This window comes from Halosimplex carlsbadense 2-9-1 (assembly GCF_000337455.1).
Lineage (GTDB): Archaea > Halobacteriota > Halobacteria > Halobacteriales > Haloarculaceae > Halosimplex > Halosimplex carlsbadense.
In genome coordinates, this window is the sequence record NZ_AOIU01000034.1 from 60,090 (window position 1) to 73,903 (window position 13,814).

Annotated in this window: 12 protein-coding genes; 9 read left to right on the plus strand and 3 right to left on the minus strand. The window is 68.6% G+C overall.

Going from position 1 to position 13,814, the window contains the following annotated elements; translation table 11 throughout:
* Positions 1-114: 114 nt before the first annotated feature.
* From C475_RS15850 to phoU, 6 genes are all read left to right on the plus strand, one after another.
* Positions 115-1,200 (plus strand): PstS family phosphate ABC transporter substrate-binding protein, encoded by a 1,086-nt coding sequence (locus C475_RS15850; protein WP_082223340.1) that lies wholly within the window; start codon positions 115-117, stop codon positions 1,198-1,200.
* A complete protein-coding gene (gene pstC / locus C475_RS15855; protein WP_006884872.1) occupies positions 1,197-2,240 on the plus strand; it encodes a phosphate ABC transporter permease subunit PstC in 1,044 nt (347 codons plus the stop codon). Before C475_RS15850 ends, pstC begins: the two co-directional genes overlap by 4 nt.
* On the plus strand, positions 2,237-3,883 hold the full coding sequence (pstA, locus tag C475_RS15860) for a phosphate ABC transporter permease PstA (protein ID WP_006884873.1): 1,647 nt from the start codon (positions 2,237-2,239) through the stop codon (positions 3,881-3,883). The genes pstC and pstA overlap by 4 nt, the downstream gene beginning before the upstream one ends.
* Positions 3,880-4,803, plus strand: coding sequence for a phosphate ABC transporter ATP-binding protein PstB (gene pstB / locus C475_RS15865; protein WP_006884874.1), 924 nt, complete (start codon positions 3,880-3,882; stop codon positions 4,801-4,803). Before pstA ends, pstB begins: the two co-directional genes overlap by 4 nt.
* A gap of 61 nt (positions 4,804-4,864) precedes the next feature.
* Positions 4,865-5,524: an HAD family hydrolase gene (locus C475_RS15870; RefSeq protein WP_006884875.1), complete on the plus strand. Its 660-nt coding sequence runs from the start codon at positions 4,865-4,867 to the stop codon at positions 5,522-5,524.
* Positions 5,525-5,637: 113 nt separating this feature from the next.
* A complete protein-coding gene (phoU, locus tag C475_RS15875; RefSeq protein WP_006884876.1) occupies positions 5,638-6,318 on the plus strand; it encodes a phosphate signaling complex protein PhoU in 681 nt (226 codons plus the stop codon).
* A gap of 530 nt (positions 6,319-6,848) precedes the next feature.
* On the opposite strand, the gene radB is transcribed toward phoU, so the two are convergent.
* Entirely contained in the window at positions 6,849-7,535 is a 687-nt protein-coding gene (gene radB / locus C475_RS15880) for a DNA repair and recombination protein RadB (RefSeq protein WP_006884877.1), read from the minus strand.
* A gap of 130 nt (positions 7,536-7,665) precedes the next feature.
* Between radB and C475_RS15885 the strand changes: the two genes are divergently transcribed.
* Positions 7,666-8,400 carry a hypothetical protein gene (locus tag C475_RS15885; protein ID WP_006884878.1) on the plus strand — a complete coding sequence of 245 codons (735 nt, stop codon included), beginning with the start codon at positions 7,666-7,668 and terminating at the stop codon, positions 8,398-8,400.
* Positions 8,401-8,421: 21 nt separating this feature from the next.
* Here C475_RS15885 and C475_RS15890 read toward each other — a convergent pair whose 3' ends face one another.
* Entirely contained in the window at positions 8,422-9,300 is an 879-nt protein-coding gene (locus C475_RS15890; RefSeq protein WP_006884879.1) for a sugar nucleotide-binding protein, read from the minus strand.
* The gene (gene larC / locus C475_RS15895; RefSeq protein ID WP_006884880.1) at positions 9,297-10,637 is read right to left on the minus strand and encodes a nickel pincer cofactor biosynthesis protein LarC; all 1,341 of its coding nucleotides are present in this window, start codon (positions 10,635-10,637) and stop codon (positions 9,297-9,299) included. Before larC ends, C475_RS15890 begins: the two co-directional genes overlap by 4 nt.
* A 165-nt stretch (positions 10,638-10,802) precedes the next feature.
* Here larC and C475_RS15900 point away from each other — a divergent pair, with 165 nt between their 5' ends.
* A complete protein-coding gene (locus C475_RS15900) occupies positions 10,803-11,444 on the plus strand; it encodes an L-threonylcarbamoyladenylate synthase (RefSeq protein WP_006884881.1) in 642 nt (213 codons plus the stop codon).
* A gap of 130 nt (positions 11,445-11,574) precedes the next feature.
* Entirely contained in the window at positions 11,575-13,800 is a 2,226-nt protein-coding gene (locus C475_RS15905; RefSeq protein WP_006884882.1) for a CDC48 family AAA ATPase, read from the plus strand.
* Positions 13,801-13,814 lie beyond the last annotated feature (14 nt).

Consider the following 13,814-nt stretch of genomic DNA (forward strand, 5'->3'; position numbering starts at 1 on the left):
ACGATACGCTCACCCTACCGGGGGCGCCCTCGAACGGAGCGGTACGCATGTGTATGTACGTCTATATAGCCATAATAGTAGCGTATTTAGTTAATCTGGGGGCACTGATCTATAATGCGGGACAGACCTGTGACCCGCCGACAAGTGCTGGCGGGCGCGGCGGGCGTCGCCGCGTCGCTGGGTGGCTGTATCAGTACGAGTCCCACACCGCCGGGACAGGCCGCGGGCGGGGCCGACGGCGGCGGGAGTTCGGGGCTCGAATTACTCAAGGCGGGCGGCTCCTCGACGCTGTTCCCGATGGTCCAGCGGGCGGCGTCGTACTGGGCGTCCAACTACCCGCCGACGGACCGCGAGTACTGGGGACCGGGCCAGTACGATATCGAGACCGACCAGCGGCTGGCCGACTACTGGGGCGCCAAGTACGGCTTCGAGGCCGACGGCGACGTGAGCCCGCCGTTCGAGGTGAACGTCGGTCTCAGCCACTCCGGGACGGGCCTGGAGAAGCTCGAAAACCAGCAGATCGACATCGGGAACTCCAGCGCACCGGCCGACGCCGAGTTTCCCGACCGCTCCGAGGAGGAACTCTCGGGGTTCACCAACCACGTCATCGCCGTCGACGCCCAGCCCATCGTCGTCAGCGCCGAGGTCTACGAAGCGGGCGTGACGGGACTCACCGCCGAGCAGGTCCGGGGCATCTACACCGGTGAGATCGCCAACTGGTCGGAGATCCCGAGTTACGACGGGCCCGACCGGGAGATCCAGGCCGTCGGTCGTGCCGAGGGGTCCGGGACCGACACCGCCTTCCGGGCGAACATGCTCGGCGACCCCAACGCGTCGATGTCCGGTATCGACGCACGGAAAGGGCAGAACCAGCAGGTCAAGACGACCGTCTCCAGCTCCAACAACGCCATCGCGTACATGGCGCTGGCCTTTACCGACGACTCGGTGCCGGCGGTCGAGCTCACCTTCGACGGTACGACCTTCGTCCCCGGCGAGAACCTCTCGGACGAGTCGTATCCGCTCTCGCGCGACCTCCACTGTTACACCTGGGACGGCACCTCGGCGAAGGAGGCCGCCTTCCTCCGGATGATACTCAGCGACTTCGGCCAGGCGAACTTCGTCGTGCCCGAGGGGTACTCCCGACTGACCGACGAGCGACAGCAGGCGGAACTGGAGAAGCTGCCGGAGCCCGAAGCATGAGCGTCGCGACGCGACTGGGCGGACTCGACCGGAGCGCGCAACTGGTCGGTGGGGTCGGGACCGTCCTGCTGGCGTTGACCATCGGGTCCTTTCTCGTCGCGCCCGCGCTGACCGGCTACCTCGCGCTCGTGTTCGGCGTGTTCGTCTTCCTCAGTTACGTCGTGGACGAGGAGAACACCGCCCGGTTTCTCCTGTTCGTGACGACCACGTCGACGGTCCTCATCCTCGCGTTCATCACCGTCTATCTGCTCATCAACGCGGTCCCGGTGGTCCGTGAGATGGGGCTGTACCTCCTCGTCGGCTCGGACCCCTTCTGGAACACCGGCACGAACGTCTACTCGCTCGTCCCCGCGATGTGGGGGACGTTTCTGACGACGATCATCGCCACGCTCGTCGCAGCGCCGCTGGGGATCGCCGGCGCCGTGTTCATCAGCGAGGTCGCGCCCGGTTGGGCGCGCGAGATCGTCAAGCCAGCCGTCGAGATGTTGGCAGGCATCCCCTCGATCGTCTACGGCTTCATCGGCTTCACGGTCCTCTCGCCGTACTTCCAGGGCGAACTCGCCGTCCCCCAGCTGGGCAACCTCTTCATCGTCGGCTTCGTCATCGGCGTCATGGCGCTGCCGACCGTCGTCTCGGTCGCCGAGGACGCCATCGCCGCCGTCCCGGGCCCCATGAAAGACGGCGCGCACGCGCTCGGCGCGACCGACTGGCAGACGACCACGAGCGTGACGCTCCCGACCGCCTTCTCCGGGATCTCAGCCGCGGTCCTGCTCGGCGTCGGCCGCGCCGTCGGCGAGACGATGGCCGCCACGGTCGTCCTCGCCAACGTCACGAACCTGCCCGAGCCGCTCGCGAACGTCTTCGGCAGCACGATCACGCTCACGAGCCTCATCGCGAGCCAGTACGGGGCCGCCAGCGGGCTCCAGTTCTCCGCGCTGTTCGCCGCCGGGGTCGTGCTGTTCGTCACGGTGATGGGCTTTTCCGTCGGCTCACAGCTCATCGAGCGTCGGATGCGGGAACGGCTGGGTGGTGACCAATGAGCCTCGGCACGGACGCGACCACCGACAGCGCGCGCGCCATCGTCACCGGTGACTCCTCGACCCGGGAACTGCTCAGCGGCGGCCTGGTCGCGATTTCGTTCGCGTCGTTCGTCTTCAGCCTGCTCGCCGTCGCACAGTACGTCCCGGCCGACGCGACCGTCGGCGGGGTCACCCTGGCGACCGTCCTCGGCGGCGCGCTCGCCGTCGTCGGTCTCGGGGTCGTCGTCCTCGGAGCGGCTTCGTACGCGGGCGCGTTCGAGACCGAGCCCGGCCACACGGGCGGGCTCGTCTCCGCCGCCTTCGTCGGCGCGCTCTGGTTCGCGGTGGGCGGGCTCATCGGCGCGCAGACGCTCGGACTCTCGGCCCTGTGGCCCGTCGTCGCACTGGCCGCCGGCGGCGTCGGCGGCGGCGTCGCCCTGTTCGCCCGCGAGGACCTCGGCGTCACACTCTCGACGGGCCTGTTCGTCCTCCTGTCCGGACTCGTCGTCCTGACGGGCCTGGTCGGCCCGGGCTGGCAGTGGTCGCCCGAGGGCTTCTCGATCACGGTCCCCGCCGTCGTCGGCATCCCGGTGATCACGCTGTTCGCCGCGCTCGTCGGCGCCTGGACGGCCGCCCGGGTCTACGGTGGCTTCGGTCCGCAGGGCCGACAGCTCGGTGCGCACATGCTCATCGGTACGAACGCCGCCGGGATGTTGGCGCTGCTCGGCTCCATCGTCGGCTTCATCCTCGTCCGCGGGTTCAGTCCGATGACCGAAGGGATCGAGTACGGTCTCTTCTGGGGCCCCTGGACGTGGTTCAACCCACCGCTGGTCGACACCTGGGTCGTCGTCGAAGGACCGATCGTCTGGTTCTACTGGCCGTTCGTCATGGAGGGCTACAGCACGCTCGGGGCGGGCATCGACGGCGTCCTGCCGGCTATCGTCGGCACCGTCTGGCTGGTCGCCGGTGCCATCGCCTTCGCCGTCCCGCTGGGCGTCGGCGCGGCGGTCTTCCTCACCGAGTACGCCGAGGAGGGCCGATTCACCTTCCTCGTCGAAATCTCGACCAACGGGCTGTGGTCGACCCCGAGCATCGTCTACGGGCTGTTCGGGCTGGCGTTCCTCGTCCCGCGGCTCGGCAACACGAACTCCATTCTCGCCGGCCAGCTCGTCCTCGGGTTCATGCTGCTGCCGCTGGTGGTGATCACCAGCCGCGAGTCGCTCAAGAGCGTCCCCGACGAGTACCGCGACGCCAGCGCCGCGCTGGGCGTCTCGAAGTGGGAGACCATCAAGAGCGTCGTCCTCCCGGCGTCGCTGCCGGGCGTCATCACCGGAGTCATCCTCGGCGTCGGTCGGATCGCCGGCGAGACGGCTCCGATCCTGCTCGTGACGACGAGTTCCCCGTTCCCCTCGGAGGTCGCCGGCGTCATCGAGGGGGGCTTCCGGTTCACGTCGGCGTTCCCCTTCGTCGCCGTGCCGGACGTGAACCTCATCCAGTCGTCCAGCGCGCTGCCCTACCAGCTGTTCGCGGTCATCGGCGCCGGGCTCGGGGAGAACCTCGACTTCGCGTGGGGCACGGCGCTGGTGCTGTTGCTGGTCGTCATGAGCTTCTACGCGGTCGGCGTGACGTCGCGGATCTACTTCAGGAGGAAACTCGACCAATGAGCGAAACGGACATCACACAGACCGAGGAACCGGCACCCGGAACCGACGCGGCCGCCGAGAGCGAGACCACCGCCGGCGAAACCGACGAGCGGATCCGCGAGGAGTGGAGCGACTACGAGTTCGACGGCGAGGCGAAACTCGCCGTCGAGGACCTCGACGTGTACTACGGCGACGACCACGCGCTGAAGGGCGTCTCGATGGACATCCCCGAGGAGAGCGTCACCGCGCTCATCGGTCCCTCCGGCTGTGGCAAGTCTACGTTCCTCCGGTGTCTCAACCGAATGAACGACCGGATCTCCGCCGCCCGCATCGACGGCTCCGTCGAGTTCGACGGCGAGGAGATCTACCAGGACGGCGTCGACCTGGTGGAGCTACGCAAGCGCGTCGGCATGGTGTTCCAGGCGCCCAACCCATTCCCGAAGTCGATCCGCAACAACATCTCCTACGGCCCGCGCAAGCACGGCGACCTGGACACCGGCCTGGTCGCCCGGCTGCTCGGCCGCGACGACACCGACGAGGAGCGCGACCTCGTCGAGCAGTCGCTCCGGCAGGCGGCGCTGTGGGACGAGGTCGAGGACCGACTGGACGACAACGCGCTCGGCCTCTCGGGCGGTCAGCAACAGCGGCTCTGTATCGCCCGCTGTCTCGCCGTCGGGCCGGACGTGATCCTCATGGACGAGCCGGCCTCGGCGCTGGACCCGGTCGCCACCTCGAAGATCGAGGACCTCATCGAGGACCTGGCCGACGACTACACGGTCGTCGTCGTCACCCACAGCATGCAGCAGGCCGCCCGGATCTCCGACCAGACCGCCGTCTTCCTCACCGGCGGCGAACTCGTCGAGTACGACGACACCGACAAGATCTTCGAGAACCCCGAGAGCCAGCGCGTCGAGGACTACATCACCGGGAAGTTCGGGTAGTCCGTCTCTTCTTCGCTCCACCGGTACTGATACGGCCGTCGACTCCCGAGTACCGTCCACAGTGACGACCTACGAAGCCGTCGTCTTCGACCACGACGGCGTGCTCGTCGAACTCACCGAGATGGACCTGCTGCGCCGCGCCGCACGCGCGGCCTTCGAAGACCACGGCGTCGCCGACCCGCCCGACGCGCTCGTCGAACACGCCGCACGCGGCGAACTCGACGACCTCGCCCGGATCGAGGACGACCTCGACCTCCCGCTGGCCGACTACTGGGCCAGCCGCGAAGCCCGCGCGATCGCCCACCAGACCGACGCAGTCGCCGACGGCGCCAAACCGCTCTACGACGACGTGACCGCGCTGGCGGACCTCCCCCACCGGAAGGCCGTCGTCAGCAACAACCAGCACGACACCGTCCGGTTCGTCGTCGACCACTACGGCCTGGGCGACCACTTCGAGCACGTCGCCGGCCGCGATCCCACCGTCGAGGGCGCCCGCCGGCGCAAGCCCGAGACCCACTACCTCGACGCCGCGCTCGACGAACTGGGCACCCGCGACGCCGTCTACGTCGGCGACTCCCCGAAGGACGTGGAAGTCGCCCACCGCGCCGGGGTCGACAGCGCCTTTCTCCGCCGGAGCCATCGCGCCGACACCGTCCTCGACCGCGAGCCCACCTACGAGGTCGAGACCCTGACCACGCTGGCCGAACGGCTCACTGACTGACCGCTCGTCTGTTCCTCGGCCGACCGATCGCACGCCCCTCCGTTCGACCCTACGGCCCGGCAATTCACGCGGATGGCACAACTTACATTGCTCGGCCGGTGGTCGTCGTAGGTATGCCACGGGAAGGATATCAAGAGAAACTGGAAGCCCTGCGGGAAGACGTCCTCTACATGAGCGAGGTCGTCCTCGAACGCCTCCGGATGGGGCTCGACGCCCTCGAAACGAAAGACGAGGACCTGGCCTGGGAGGTCATCGAGGGCGACGACGAGGTCAACCAGCTCTACCTCGATCTGGAACAGGACTGCATCGACCTGCTCGCGCTCCAGCAGCCGGTCGCCTCCGATCTGCGGTTCATCGCCGCCTCGTTCAAGATCATCACCGACCTCGAACGCATCGCCGATCTGGCGACGAACCTCGGCGAGTACACCCACGAGGCCGAGCGCGACCTCTACCCCGACGTCGACATCCAGGAGATCGGGACGCTCGTCATCGAGATGGTCGAGGCCGCGATGGCCGCCTACGACGAGGAGGACCCCGACGCCTGCCTCGCCATCTCCGAGCAGGACGACACCATCGACGACCGCTGTGAGGCCGCCTCCGGCACCATCGTCCGCGACCTCATCGAGCGCGAGGTCGACGACGAGACCGGCGAGGAAGAGATCGAACAGCTCATGGCCGACGTGTCCCGCCTGCTGCTGACGGTTCGCGACCTCGAACGCGTCGGCGACCACGCCGTCAACATCGCCGCCCGCACCCTCTACATGGTCGAGAACGACGACGGCCTGATCTACTAAAACCATCTTTTTCGCCGAGTGGTTTCCTCGGCGCGCGGAGCGCGCCTGCGGGAACCGGTCGATCAAAAACATGGGTGAAAAAGCGCGAGCGACTGAGCAGCTCGCGTGAACCGCGCGCCGTCGGCGCGCGGATGCTCAGTGCAGGTGAGAGAGTGAGCAATCCACTGTGGCGCGCGCTGTCGCGACTCTTGTGTCGCGACAGCACCGCGCGAGGGATGAGCGAGTGAGCGTAGCGAACGAGCGAATCGGTTGGGGAGGTGTGTGGCCGTTTGCGGTGCTGTGCTGTCCTGGTGGATTGAAAGGGCGAGGTGCGCTCGCGCCGATAGTCGCCTGAGCGGGCACTATCCGCGCGGGCGGTGCTGAGAGCGCAGATATCCCGCTTCAGCGACCGCGAGCGCGCCGAGGGCTTTCATCGTTTGCTGTCCCCGGTGACTGTGGTCGCTGTCGCTCGACTTTCTTCCACGACACAACCAGCAGAAACTCCCGATACACTCGCATACCGGACGAAGAGACGACGCGCTCCCAGCCAGCTACCGCGATTCGCCGCTCACGAGCCCGTCGTCCGTTATTTTGAACTGTGCCTTCTCGCCGGCGGGCTTCGCGCGGTGTTTCTCCAGCGTCGCGCGCCGGTTGCCCCCACGGAACCGGTCCACGCGGAGGATCGTCGCCGACCAGTGGTTGAGCGTGTGGCCGCCGAGCGCGCGGGCCTGGTCGGAGTCGATGTCGGTGTACACCTGATTGGTGAAGGCGACGGCGATGTCGTGTTTCCGGGCCAGCGAGAGCAGGTGGGCTAACTGGCGCCCCACCGCACGCAACGCTTCGCCCTCCTCCTGCTCGGTGCGCTGGAGGCGGTAGAAGCCGGTGGCGCTGTCGACGGCGACGAAGTCGACGATGTCGACGAACTCCTCGGCGTCGCGGACGGCCTCCTCCTGCTCTTCGAAGGTGTAGGCCTCGGTGACGATGAGCCGGGAGGCCACGTCGTCGGCGTCGCGGTCGCCGGCGCCCGCGAGTTGCTCCATGCGGTCGACCGAGAGGCCCTCGGTGTCGACGACGAGCGCGGAGTCGCCGGCGGCGGCCAGCTCCGTCGCGGCCGAGAGAACGATGTTCGTCTTGCCGGCGGCCGGCGGGCCGTAGACCTGCGTGACCGCGCCGCGCTCGAACCCGCCACCCAGCAGGTCGTCGATGGCCTCGCAACCGGTCGGGATACGCTCGCTCACGGCCGGAGGTTGGCCGCCACCCGACAAAAACGCTCGCAAAGGGGCACGCCGGCGGGACCGGTCGATCCCGTCGGGAACCATCGGAGCGAACCACTCGAACACTTAGGTGTGCGGGCCGCCAACTCGGGGTGTGATAGTCGTCGCGACGGCGGACTTCGAGGTCTACCACGGCGTGGTCAACGAGCTACGCGACCGCGGCGTGACGTTCACGACGATCGAACTCGACGACGCGCTGCCCGAGCGTGCGACGGTCGTCGTCAGCGCCGCGGGCGAGGAGCCGCCCAACCCCGACGACGTGCCGGTCGTCCGCGCCGACCCGGACGACCCCCGCCGCGCCGTCGACGAGGTGCTCGCCATCCTCCGCGGGGGCAGCGGCCGCACCGTCGTCGGCGTCGACCCCGGTGAACGCCCGGGCGTCGCCGTACTCTCTGGCGACATGGTCGTCGCCACGTTCCACGTCCCGCTGGCCGACGCCGGCGAGGTCGTCCGCGAGGAAGTCGAGGACGCCGTCGACCCGCTGGTCCGCGTCGGCGACGGCGCCCGCCTCCAGGGCGCGAAGATCATCGACGACCTCGAAGACGTGCCGGTCGAACTCGTCGACGAGACGGGGACGACCCCCTACCTCGGCACCGGCGCCCGCGGCATGGGCGACGTGCTCGCCGCCGTCAACATCGCTCGCCTGTCGGGCGAGCGCGTCGAGTCCCGCACCATCGAACCGACCGCCGGTGAACTCCAGCGGATCAAGGAACGCTCCCGCGAGGCCGGCGACGAAAACCGCGCCATCGACGAGGACCTCGCTCGCCGCGTCGCGCTCGGCGAGCTGACGATGGACGAAGCGCTCGCGGAACATCGCGAGGGCGAGTGACCGCTCCCGAGTCCGGCCGGCTCACTCCGAGGTGCCGGCCTCGACCTGCGATCGCAGGCCCTCACCGACCGCCGACGGCTCGAAGCCGACGACGTCGTCGAACCGCTCGGAAGTCAGCGACATGTCGGGCGCCACGTCCATGCTCTCGGGGATCGAGTCGCGCTCTATCGGCTCGGGATCGTACCCGAGGGCACGCATCGCTTCGCAGTGGAACTCGTAGACGCTGATCCGCGGCGTCGGGACGTGAACGGCGCCGGTCGCGTCGCCGTCGACCAGTGCGGCGACCGTCTCGGCCGCCTCCGTGACGAGTACCGGGCTCTTGTACATGTCCGTGAAGTACGCGACCGACTCCCCGCGGTCGAGGTGGTCGCGGGTCCGCGCGAGGCGGTGGTCGAGCCGCCCCGTGGAGAAGCCGAACAGGTAGCTCGTCCGTAGCTTCGCCGCGTCGTCGCAGTGGGCGTCGACCGCGTCCTCGAAGGCGACGAGGCGGCGGCCGTACCCGTCGCGCGGCGAGTGCGGGTCAGACTCGACGTAGGGCGCGTCGCGGCCGTCGAACACGGAGGCACTGGAGACGTAGACGAGCCGCGCGTCGGAACAGCCGGCGGCGAACCGCTCGGCGCGCTCGGCGAACGCCGCGTCGACACCGGACGCGCCGGTGTCGCGGTCGCCCCCGTACTCGACCGCCGCCGCGAACACCACGGTGTCGACATCGTGTTCGTCGATCAGGTCCGCAACGTCGTCCGTCCAGAAGTCGAACGCCACCTCGGCGGTCGGCCCCGGCTCCGAGCAGTAGGTCCCGAGGACACGGCGGTCGTCCCGGTCGTCGCACTCGCGGAGCCGCCAGGTGACCGACCGACCGAGGTAGCCGCTCGCGCCGACGACGAGGACGGTCTCGGTCATTCCCGCGCGGCCGCCTCCGCGCGGCGAGCGACCTCCCGGACGGGAAGTCCGGTCTCACGGGCGACCGCCGCCGCGTCGTCGTACTCCGCGCTCACGTCGAACACCGCCCCCTCGTCGTCCGCCCCGATCTTGACCGCCACCTCGTAGGTCCGCCCATCGACCGCTAGCTCGACGGTCCGGACCTCCCGGTCGGCGATCCAGCGGTGGCCGGCGCCGTGCTCGCGGACGCCCAGGGTCCCGGTCTCCTCGGCGAGCCGGCGCGCGACCCGCTGGGCGTCTTCGGGCTTGACGACGACCTTGACGAGGTGGCCCGGTCGGGATTTCTTCATCGTCGCCGGGAGGATCGATACGTCCCGCGCGCCCGCATCGGCGAGGGATTCCTGCAGCCCGCCCAGCACCTCGGGTGTCGCGTCGTCGAGGTTCGTCTCCAGCACCGTGATGGCGTCCTTCGAGAGGCCCCCCCTCGATTCGCCGACGACGGCCCGGAGGACGTTCGGGTACCGCTCGAAGTCGTAGCCGCCCGCCCCGTAGCCCGAGGCCGCTACGTCCAGATCCGGAAGCGAATCGACGCCGTCGGCGTAGTGAGCGAGCAGCGCCGCGCCCGTGGGAGTCAGGAGCTCCATTTCGATCGGCCCGCCTTTCAGCGACCAGTCGGCTCGCTCGGCGAGTTCGACGACCGCCGGCGCAGGGACCGGATAGGTGCCGTGGCTCATCGATACTTCGCCGCCACCGGTCGAGAGCGGCGTCGTCACGACGCGCTCGACGCCGAGGTCGTCGAGCAGCAGCGCGACGCCGACCACGTCCGCGATGGCGTCGTCGGCCCCCACCTCGTGGAAGTGCGTCCCGTCGATGTCGGTACCGTGGACGCTCGCCTCGGCCTGGCCGAGCAGCTCGAACACCCCGAGCGCGTCCGATTCGACCCCGCTCGGCAGATCCATGGACTCGACGAGGTCAACGACTTCCGCGTACGTTCGGTTCGGGCCCGCCCCCTCGGCGTGGCCGTGACCGTGGCCCTCGTCGTGGCTGTGCGTATGGTCGTGAGCGTGGTCGTTGCCGTCGTCGTGAGTGTGGTCGTGACCGTTTTTCGCCGCGCCCTCGTCGTGATCGTGGTCGCCGTCTCCCTCGACTTCGTTGGCTTCGTCGGCTTCGTCCGCGTGGCGCACGTCGACGGCGGTCGCCGCGATACCGTTCTTGACGACCGACCGGGGCTCGTAGCGGACGGGCAGGGCCTCCTCGACGCGGTCGAGCACCGCCGGGTCGGCGCCGGCCGCCACGAGCGCGCCCAAGAGCATGTCGCCGCTGGCACCCATCCGACCGTCGAACGCGAGGGTTCGCATATACGACTACAGGCGCGCGGCGGCGGGAAAAACGGTCCGGTCACCGGGAGTGGTACGGCCCAGTGTGAGCGTGTAACAGCCTCTCACTCGTGGGCCACCCTTAATTGCGGCCCGTCGGATTGTTCCCGTCATGCACAGAGAAACGACGCGCCGACGTGTCGTCAGATGACCGCGCCGGTACTGGACCCGACCGACGAGAACCTCCGCCGGGCAGCCGAGTGTATCCGCGACGGCGGCGTCGTCGTCGCGCCCAGCGACACGAACCTCGCGCTGACGCTCGACCCCTGGAATCCCGAAGCCGTCAGGCGCGCCTACGAGATCAAAGACCGGCCGGCGCACAAACCGCTCACGCTGTTCGTCCGCGACCCCGACGACTGGCGCCGCTACGGCACTCACGATGACCCGGAGTTGGTCGACGCGCTGGTCGACCGGTTCTGGCCAGGACCCCTGAACCTCGTCCTGTCGAGCACCGACCGCGTGAGCGACGAGCGCCTCCAGCGCGACGGTACCGTCGCCGTGGGCTGTCTCGGCAATCCGACCTGGCGACGCCTGGCCGCGCTCGTCGACGGCCCGCTGGCGATGACCTCCGCCAACCGCTCCGGGACGGTCGACGACGACACCCTCGTGGATACCGACCTCGCCCGCGAACACGTCGGCGATGGCGTCGACCTCATCATCGACGGGGAGGCGCGCGGGACCACGCGCGCCAGTGCCATCCTCGGCCTCGCGGGCGACCCCGAGTTGCTCCGCCGGGGCGACGTGTCCCCCGCGGACCTTCGGGCGGTACTCGGGTCCGATTCGCTCTGATCGCCCGACAGCGAACCGCCCGTCGGGGTGGAGACCCCCTCCGGAGTCGGTGTCGCTCCACCGAGGGAACCGCCGGAGGCAAAAAGCATATCCGCGGGGGTACCTGAGTGAGACACACTCCCACTCCACTATGAACGAAGTGCAACTAGAAGTGGCGAAAGCGTACCCGAACGACTCGGGGCGCGGCATCGCCCGGCTGGATCCCGACACGCTCCTCCACCTCAAGCTCTCTCCCGGCGACATCATCGAGATCGAGGGTAGCGAGGTGACCGCGGCGAAGGTCTGGCGCGCGGACCGCCAGGACTGGAACACCGACACCGTGCGCATCGACGGGTTCACGCGCCAGAACGCCGACGTGGGGATCGGCGAGCGCGTCGAGATCCGCAAGGCCGACGCCGAGAAGGCCGACAAGCTCGTCCTCGCGCCGCCCGAGGAGGCCAGCGTCCAGTTCGGATCCGACGCCGCCGGCATGGTCAAGCGGCAGATCCTCAAGCGGCCGGTCGTCGAGCGCGACATCGTCCCGGTGATGTCCTCGACGAACCATCCGTTCATGCGCTCGCCCGGCCAGGCCATCCCCCTGATCGCCGTCGAGACCGAGCCCGAGGGCGTCTGTCTCATCACCGAGGACACCGAGGTCGAGCTGCGCGAGGAACCCATCTCCGGCTTCGAGAAGACCGGCGGCGGGATCACCTACGAGGACATCGGCGGCCTCCAGAACGAGATCCAGCGCGTCCGGGAGATGGTCGAGCTCCCGATGAAACACCCCCAGATCTTCAAGAAACTCGGGATCGAGCCGCCCCAGGGGGTCCTGCTGCACGGCCCGCCCGGCACCGGGAAGACGCTGCTGGCCAAGGCCGTCGCCAACGAGACCTCCGCGAGTTTCTTCTCTATCGCCGGCCCGGAGATCATCTCCAAGTACTACGGCGAATCGGAACAGCAGTTACGGGAGATCTTCGAGGACGCCAGCGAGGAATCCCCCTCTATCATCTTCATCGACGAACTCGACTCTATCGCCCCCAAGCGCGAGGACGTGACCGGCGAGGTCGAACGCCGGGTCGTCGCGCAGTTGCTGACGATGATGGACGGCCTCGAATCGCGCGGCCAGGTCATCGTCATCGCCGCGACCAACCGCGTCGACTCGGTCGACCCCGCGCTGCGTCGCCCGGGTCGGTTCGACCGCGAGATCGAGATCGGCGTCCCCGACGAGGTGGGTAGGGAAGAAATCCTCCAGATCCACACCCGCGGCATGCCGCTGTCGGACGACGTGACGCTCGGTCGGCTCGCCGACGAGACCCACGGCTTCGTCGGCGCCGACATCGAGAGTCTGACGAAAGAGGCCGCGATGAAGGCGCTGCGCAGGTACCTCCCGGAGATCGATCTGGACGAGGAGGACATCCCACCGAGCCTGATCGACCGGATGATCATCAAGCGCGAGGACTTCCGCGGGGCCCTCAACGAGGTGAGTCCGAGCGCCATGCGGGAGGTCCTCGTCGAGTTGCCGAAGGTCTCCTGGGACGACGTGGGCGGGCTCGAAGAGGCCAAGGGCAAGGTCCAGGAGTCCGTCGAGTGGCCGCTGAACAAGCCACAGAAGTTCCAGCGGATGGGGATCGACCCGCCGTCGGGGGTGTTGCTGTACGGGCCGCCCGGCACCGGGAAGACGCTGATGGCCAAGGCCGTCGCGAACGAGACCGACGCCAACTTCATCAGCGTGCGTGGTCCGCAGCTGCTGTCGAAGTGGGTCGGCGAGTCGGAGAAGGCCATCCGCCAGACGTTCAGGAAAGCGAAGCAGGTCGCCCCGACGGTGATCTTCTTCGACGAGCTGGACTCGCTGGCGCCCGGCCGCGGCGGCGACGTGGGCAGTAACGTCTCCGAGCGCGTCGTCAACCAGCTCCTCACGGAGCTCGACGGGCTGGAGGACATGGAAGACGTGATGGTCATCGGTGCGACCAACCGCCCGGACATGATCGACCCCGCGCTCATCCGCTCCGGTCGGTTCGATAGGTTGGTGATGATCGGCGAGCCCGACATCGAGGGCCGCGAGCAGATCCTCCGCATCCACACGGAGGACCAGCCGCTCTCGCCCGACGTGAGCCTGCGCGAGATGGCGGAGATAACCGAGGGCTTCGTCGGTTCCGACCTCGAATCCATCGGCCGCGAGGCCGCCATCGAGGCCCTGCGCGAGGACGACGACGCCGAGGTCGTCGACATGCGCCACTTCCGCCAGGCGCTGGACAACGTTCGCCCCACGATCACCGACGACATCCGCGACTACTACGAGCAGATGGAAGAGGAGTTCAAGAGCGGTGGCAACCGGGGTCAGCAGCGCCGCTCGGGCGGTCGCATCGGCTTCCAGTAGGTACCCCACCGTTT